Below are 7,300 nucleotides of genomic sequence, written 5' to 3' on the forward strand. Positions count from 1 at the left end.
GGGGCTAGCTTGGCTGACCCGGCCGGGGCGGCAGTTTGGCCGCGGCCTCCTCGTCCAGCAGCCACAGCGTCGTCTCTTGACCGATCGCCCCGGCGGCGGGCACCGAAACCGGCGGGGCGCCGCCGATCGCCGACGCCACCGCGTCCGCCTTCGAGGCGCCGGACACCATCAGCCAAACCTCGCGCGACTGCTGAACCGCGGGCAGGGTCAAGGTGATTCGTTGGGGAGGCGGCTTGGGGGAGTCCTCGACCGCGACGACCATGCGGCTGGTTTCCAGCACGGCGGGGGTGTCCGGGAAGAGGGAGTTGATGTGGCCCTCCGGGCCCATACCCAACAGGTGCACGTCGAAATTCGGAACCCGTTGGCCGGGGGCGGCATTGGCCGCCAGCAGCTGTTCGTAGGCCAGCGCCGCGGCCGCGAGGTCGGTGCCGAATTCGCCGTCGCTGGCCGGCATCGTGTGCACATGGCTGCACGGAATGTCGATCCGGTCCAGCAAGGCCGCGCGCGCCTGCTTGTCGTTGCGTTCGTCGTCGTCCTCGGGGACGTAGCGTTCGTCACCCCAGAACAGGTGCACCTTGGGCCAGGCGATCTCGTGGCCCGCCAGGGACTCGAGCAACCCGATGCCATTGCCGCCACCGGTCAGCACGACGAGCGCTCGGTCACGGGCCGCCACGGCCTCGCGGATCGTGCCTGCCAGTCGGTTGGCGGCGGCCTCGACCAGTGCCTGACTTTCGGGAAAAACTTCGATGATGGTGCTCACACGTACTGCACTTTCTCAATGCCTGCTAGCGCTGTCTGATAAATCTCGTCCGGGTCGAGCCGCCGCAAGTCCTCGGCGAGGCACTCGCCGGTTTCCCTACGCGCCAAGGGGAGTAAGGCCTCCGGCTTGGCGGTGCGGCTCAGTGTCGCCGTCCTGCCCTCTTGGGGCCGGCTCAACACGATGGTCTCGCTCTTGCGAACCAGTTCCACCTTGAGCTCGCCGACCGCACGGCGCACCGGGCCGTCGATCCGGCTGGCCAGCCAGCCCGCGAGGATGTCAAGCGCAGGTTCCGCCTTCAGGCCGGACACCAGGGCCGACTCGATCGGCTCGTGCGGCGCCAGGTCGACGGCCGAGGTGAGCAGCGCCCGCCAATAGGTGATGCGCGCCCACGCCAGGTCGGTGTCACCGGCGGTGTATCCCGACCGGCGGCTCTTGATCGCCGACAGCGGGTCGGTTGCGTTGGTGGCGTCCGTGATGCGCCGAATCGCCAACTTGCCCAACGGGTCTTCGGCCGGAGTCGCCGGGGCGATGTCCGGCCACCAGGCCACCACGGGAATGTCGGGAAGCAGGAACGGGGTCACGACGCTGGCGGCGTGGCCCGCGAGCGCCCCGGACAGGTTCAGGATCACCACCTCGGTGGCTCCGGTGTCCCCACCCGCGCGCAGCTGCGCGTCCAGGCGCGGTTCGTCGGCATACGGGTCGCCCCGCATGGTGACGATGATCCGGCTGGGATGCTCGTGGCTGGCGTTGTTGGCCGCCTCGAGCGACTCCTCGAGGACGGCGTCGCTGTCCGGCGCGACGATCAACGTCAGCACCCGGCCCATCGTCACGGCGCCGACCTTCTCCCGCAGTTCGTCGAGCTTCTTGTTGACCGCGGTGGTAGTGGTGTCGGGCATGTCGATGATCACGAGCGCCGCTCCTCTTCATCACTGCGTTCTGCATCGTCGACGGCGCGAATCATCTAGGGCCGCCGCCATTCGCGACCGGTCCGGCGCAGCATCTCGAACGACGACTCCGGACCCCACGTCCCCGCCTCATACGGCTCAGGCTTGCCGTCGGCCGCCCAGTTGTCGAGGACGGGATCCAATATCTGCCAGGCCAATTCGACCTCTTCGTTGACAGGGAACAACGACGGCTCGCCCAGCAACACGTCCAGGATCAGCTGTTCGTAGGCCTCGGGCGACTCCTCGGCGAACGCCGAGCCGTAGGAGAAGTCCATGTTGACGTCGCGGACCTCCATCGCGGTGCCGGGCACCTTGGAGCCGAATCGCAGCGTGATGCCCTCGTCGGGCTGCACCCGGATGACCATCGCATTGGCCCCCAGTTCGTCGGTCATGGTGGCGTCGAACGGCAGATGCGGGGCGCGCTTGAAGACCAGCGCGATCTCGGTCACCCTGCGGCCCAGCCGTTTGCCGGTACGCAGGTAGAACGGCACGCCGGCCCAGCGGCGGGTGTCGACCTCCAGCGTGATCGCGGCGAACGTCTCGGTCGTGGAGTCCTTCGCGAACCCTTCCTCGTCCAGCAGACCCACCACTTTCTCGCCGCCCTGCCAGCCGCCGGCGTATTGGCCGCGGCTGGTGGTCTCGTCGAGCGGCTGGGCCAGCTGCGTCGCCGAAAGCACCTTGATCTTCTCGGTCTGCAAGGCCGCCGGGTTGAAGCTGACCGGCTCTTCCATCGCGGTCAGCGCGAGCAACTGCATCAGGTGGTTCTGGATGACATCTCGGGCGGCGCCGATACCGTCGTAATAGCCGGCGCGCCCGCCCAATCCGATGTCCTCGGCCATGGTGATCTGTACGTGGTCAACGTAGTGCGCGTTCCAGATCGGGTCGAACAACTGATTGGCGAACCGCAACGCCAGGATGTTGCGGACGGTCTCCTTGCCCAGATAGTGGTCGATGCGGAACACGGCTTCTTCGGGGAAGACGGCGTTAACCGCATGGTTGAGAGCCTGCGCGCTTTCCAGGTCGTGCCCGAACGGCTTCTCGATGACGACGCGGCTCCATCGATCGCCCTGCGGGCGGGCCAGCCCGGACCTGTGCAGCTGGTCGCACACCACCGGAAACGATTTCGGCGGGATGGCCAGGTAGAAGGCGTGGTTGCCGCCGGTGCCGCGCTCGGCGTCCAGCTTGTCCAGGGTTTCGGCCAGCCGGCTGAACGATTCGTCGTCGTCGAAAGAGCCCGGCACGAAACGGAATCCCTCGGCCAGCCGCTCCCAGTTCTCCTCCCGGAACGGCGTGCGGCAGTGTTCCTTGACGGCCTGGTAGACGACCTTGCGGAAGTCCTGGGTTTCCCAGTCCCGGCGGGCGAAGCCCACCAGGGAGAAGCTCGGCGGCAGCAGCCCCCGGTTGGCCAGGTCGTAGATGGCCGGCATCACCTTTTTGCGGGCGAGGTCACCGGTGACGCCGAAGATCACCATGCCGCAGGGGCCGGCGATCCTCGGCAGCCGCTTGTCGCGCTTGTCCCGCAGCGGGTTATGCCATTGTGCAGCGGTACGAGCCGGACTCATTTGGAGGCGGAACCCAGCTGCTTCTGCGTCTCCTCCAGCAGCTCGGTCCACGACTCCACGAACTTCTCCACGCCCTCTTTCTCGAGGACCACGAACACGTCGGTGAGGTCGATCCCGACCCCGGCCAGCTTGTCGAAGACCTCTTGCGCGGCCGACGCGGTGCCGGTGACCGTGTCACCCTTGATCTCGCCGTGATCGGCGACCGCGTCAATTGTCTTCTCCGGCATGGTGTTCACCGTGTTCGGCGCGACCAGCTCGGTGACGTAGAGGGTGTCGGAGTAGTCGGGGTTCTTGACCCCGGTCGACGCCCACAGCGGCCGCTGCACGCGGGCCCCGTCGCCCTTGAGCGCCTCGTAGCGATCGCCGCCCTCGAACACCTCCTGGTAGGCCGCGTAGGCGAGGCGGGCGTTGGCCACACCGGCCTCGCCGCGCAACGCGAGCGCCTCCTCGGAACCGATCTTCTCCAGCCGCTTGTCCACCTCGGTGTCCACCCGGGACACGAAGAACGATGCCACGGAATGGATCTTGGACAGGTCGTGACCCGCCTCGCCGGCCTTCTCCAAGCCGGCCAGGTAGGCGTCCATCACCTGGCGGTGCCGCTCGACCGAGAAGATCAGCGTGACGTTGACCGAGATCCCTTCGGCGAGAACGGAGGTGATCGCCGGGATGCCGGCCTTGGTGGCCGGGATCTTGATGAACAGGTTGGGCCGGTCGACGATCTTCCACAGCTCGACGGCCTGCGCGACGGTCTTGTCGGTCTCGTCCGCCAGCCGCGGGTCCACCTCGATGGACACCCGGCCGTCGACGCCGTCGGACGCTTCCCACTGGGGCTTGAGCACGTCGCAGGCGTTGCGCACGTCGTCGGTGGTGACGGTGCGGATGGTGGCGTCCACGTCGGCGCCGCGCTCGGCGAGCTCGGCGATCTGGCCGTCGTAGGCGTCGCCTTCGGCCAGCGCCTTCTGGAAGATCGACGGGTTGGTGGTCACTCCCACAACACTTTTGGTGTCGATCAGCTCCTTCAGATTGCCCGACTGCAGCCGCTGGCGCGACAAGTCATCCAGCCACACGGAAACTCCCGCGGCGCTGAGCGCGGCGAGGTTAGGGTTCTGAGTCATGTGAATCACCCTTTCTCAGTTGTCCACTACCTGTTCCGCGGCGGCCGCGACGGCTTCTGCGGTGAAACCGAATTCACGGAACAAAGTCTTGTAGTCGGCGGATTCGCCGTAGTGCTCGATCGAGACGATCCGGCCGGTGTCGCCGACGAGCTTGTGCCAGGGCTGCGCGACGCCGGCCTCGACGGCCACTCGGGCCGACACCGAGGGGGGCAGGACGCTGTCGCGGTAGTCCTCGGGCTGCGACTCGAACCATTCCACGCACGGCATGGATACCACCCGCGCAACGATGTCCTTGTCGGCCAACAACTTCTGGGCCTCGACGGCGAGCTGGACCTCGGACCCGGTGGCGATCAACACCACGTCGGGGTCCTCGGTGCCTTCGTCGCCAAGGATGTAGCCACCCCGGGTCACGCCCTCGTAGTCGGTGCCCTCGAGGATCGGCACGCCCTGGCGGGTCAGGATCAGCCCGACCGGGCCGCTGCCGTTGCCGCGGGCCAGGATCGTGCGCCAGGCGTAGGCGGTCTCGTTGGCGTCGGCCGGGCGCACCACCGACAGCTTGGGGATGGCCCGCAGCGCCGCGAGGTGCTCGATCGGCTGGTGGGTCGGCCCGTCCTCGCCGAGCCCGATCGAATCATGCGTCCAGACGTAGATGGTGTCGATGTCCATCAGCGATGCCAGCCGCACCGCCGGGCGCATGTAGTCGGAGAACTGCAGGAACGTGCCGCCGTAGGCCCGGGTCGGGCCGTGCAGCACGATGCCGGACAGGATGGCGCCCATCGCATGCTCGCGCACTCCGAAGTGCAGTGTGCGGCCGTACCAGTCCGCCGTGTAGTCCTTGGTGGAAATCGACGGCGGCCCAAAGGATTTGACGTTGTCCATGGTGGTGTTGTTGCTGCCCGCCAGGTCGGCCGAGCCGCCCCACAACTCCGGGAGCTTCGGGCCCACGGCGTTGAGCACCTTGCCGGATGCCGCGCGGGTCGCCAGCGCCTTGTCGCCGGGTTCCCAGCGCGGGATGTCGGCGTCCCAGCCCTCTGGCAGCTCCTCGGCGGTCAACCGGTCCAGCAGCGCCTTGCGGTCGGGTTCGCGCTGCGTCCACGCGTCGAAATCCGCCTGCCACTTCTCGTGCGCTTCCTTGCTCCGGTCCACCAGCTTGCGGGTGTGGGCGATGACCTCGTCGCGCACCTCGAACTTCTTTTCCGGGTCGAAGCCCAGGATCTCCTTGACGGCCGCGACTTCCTCGTCGCCCAGCGCCGCGCCGTGCGCCTTCCCGGTGTTCATCAGCTTTGGCGCCGGGTAGCCGATGATCGTGCGCAGCGAGATGAACGACGGCCGGTCGGTGGTCGCCTTGGCGTTGGCGATGGCCTCTTCGATCGCGACGACGTTCTCGCCGCCCTCCACCTCTTGCACGTGCCAGCCGTACGCGCGGTAGCGCGCGGCGGTGTCCTCGCACAGCGCGATGTCGGTGTCGTCCTCGATCGAGATCTGGTTGTGGTCGTAGAAGACGATCAGGTTGCCCAGCTGCTGCACGGCCGCCAGCGACGAGGCCTCGGAGGTGACGCCCTCCTCGATGTCGCCGTCGGAGGCGATCACGTAGATGAAGTGATCGAAGGGGCTGGTGCCCGGGGCGGCGTCGGGGTCGAACAGGCCGCGTTCGTAGCGCGACGCCATCGCCATGCCGACGGCCGAGGCCAGACCCTGGCCCAGCGGGCCGGTGGTGATCTCAACGCCCTTGGTGTGCCGGAACTCCGGGTGCCCGGGCGTCTTGGATCCCCACGTGCGCAGCGACTCGATGTCGGACAGCTCCAGGCCGAACCCGCCCAGGTACAGCTGGATGTACAGCGTCAGGCTGCTGTGACCACACGACAGCACAAACCGGTCGCGGCCCAGCCAGTAGGTGTCGCTGGGGTCGTGTCGCATCGTGCGCTGGAACAGCGTGTAGGCCAGGGGAGCCAGGCTCATCGCCGTTCCGGGATGTCCGTTGCCGACTTTTTGGACCGCGTCGGCGGCCAGCACCCGGACGGTGTCGACGGCGGCCGAGTCGAGCTCGGACCAGTCGTCGGGGAGGTGCGGTTGGGTCAGCGTAGAGATCTCTTCGAGTGTCGTCACAGACTCAGTCCTAAGGGTCATCGAGCTGATCAATCCCACCCTAGTGCGGGATGGCCGGCTCTTGCAGTGCAGGTTTCGGGTACCCGCCGCCGGCTGGTGTGAAAATTACGCGGTAGCCGCCGACCCGTAACATTCAGTTCGGAAATCTGGGAGAAGTCTGGGTGAATGGACCCTGCGGGCGGGCCATCGGCGCCCCGCGGTCTACCATCGTGCGTAGTAGATGCTGCGCGCTGCTGCGACCCCAAGGAGTTATTGCGTGAGCGTTCGCGGGCGCGTCGCCCCGAGCCGAATACCGAGCCGAGTCTCGAGCCGAGTTCAAGGCACGGTGCTGGCGTATTTGGCGCTGACCAAGCCGCGGGTCATCGAACTGCTGCTGGTGACCGCGATCCCCGCCATGCTGCTCGCCCACCGCGGTGCGGTGAACCCGCTGCTGATCCTCAACACGTTGATCGGCGGGATGCTGGCCGCCGGGGGAGCCAACACGCTCAACTGCGTGGCCGACGCGGACATCGACAAGGTGATGAAGCGCACCGCGCGCCGGCCGCTGGCCCGCGCCGCGGTGCCGACGCGCAACGCCTTGATCCTGGGCCTGGTGCTCACGGTGGGCTCGTTCTTCTGGCTGTGGTGGACGACGAACCTGTTGTCGGGTCTGCTGGCGCTCGCCACGATCGCCTTCTACGTGTTCGTCTACACGCTGCTGCTCAAGCGCCGCACCTCGCAGAACGTCGTGTGGGGCGGAGCGGCCGGCTGCATGCCGGTGATGATCGGCTGGTCGGCCGTCACCGGCACCATCGGCTGGCCGGCGCTGGTGAT

General features: G+C 67.4%; 6 protein-coding genes. 1 reads left to right on the plus strand and 5 read right to left on the minus strand.

The window, feature by feature from the left end:
• Window positions 1–4: 4 nt before the first annotated feature.
• From pgl to tkt, 5 genes are read right to left on the minus strand one after another with little or no spacing between them, the layout of a single operon-like run.
• On the minus strand, window positions 5–760 hold the full coding sequence (gene pgl / locus A9X04_RS29135; RefSeq protein ID WP_067928568.1) for a 6-phosphogluconolactonase: 756 nt from the start codon (window positions 758–760) through the stop codon (window positions 5–7).
• Complete coding sequence (opcA, locus tag A9X04_RS29140) at window positions 757–1,668, minus strand: glucose-6-phosphate dehydrogenase assembly protein OpcA (protein WP_067928571.1); 912 nt, start codon at window positions 1,666–1,668, stop codon at window positions 757–759. The genes pgl and opcA overlap by 4 nt, the downstream gene beginning before the upstream one ends.
• A 53-nt stretch (window positions 1,669–1,721) precedes the next feature.
• Window positions 1,722–3,266 carry a glucose-6-phosphate dehydrogenase gene (gene zwf / locus A9X04_RS29145; RefSeq protein WP_067928575.1) on the minus strand — a complete coding sequence of 515 codons (1,545 nt, stop codon included), beginning with the start codon at window positions 3,264–3,266 and terminating at the stop codon, window positions 1,722–1,724.
• A complete protein-coding gene (gene tal / locus A9X04_RS29150; RefSeq protein ID WP_067928578.1) occupies window positions 3,263–4,381 on the minus strand; it encodes a transaldolase in 1,119 nt (372 codons plus the stop codon). The genes zwf and tal overlap by 4 nt, the downstream gene beginning before the upstream one ends.
• Window positions 4,382–4,396: 15 nt before the next feature.
• Entirely contained in the window at window positions 4,397–6,487 is a 2,091-nt protein-coding gene (gene tkt, locus A9X04_RS29155) for a transketolase (RefSeq protein ID WP_067928581.1), read from the minus strand.
• A 256-nt stretch (window positions 6,488–6,743) separates the two neighbouring features.
• Between tkt and A9X04_RS29160 the strand changes: the two genes are divergently transcribed.
• A partial coding sequence (locus A9X04_RS29160; RefSeq protein WP_082975314.1) for a heme o synthase occupies window positions 6,744–7,300 on the plus strand: 557 nt, incomplete at its 3' end.

Origin of the sequence: Mycobacterium sp. E3247, assembly GCF_001667785.1 — a bacterium.
GTDB lineage: Bacteria > Actinomycetota > Actinomycetes > Mycobacteriales > Mycobacteriaceae > Mycobacterium.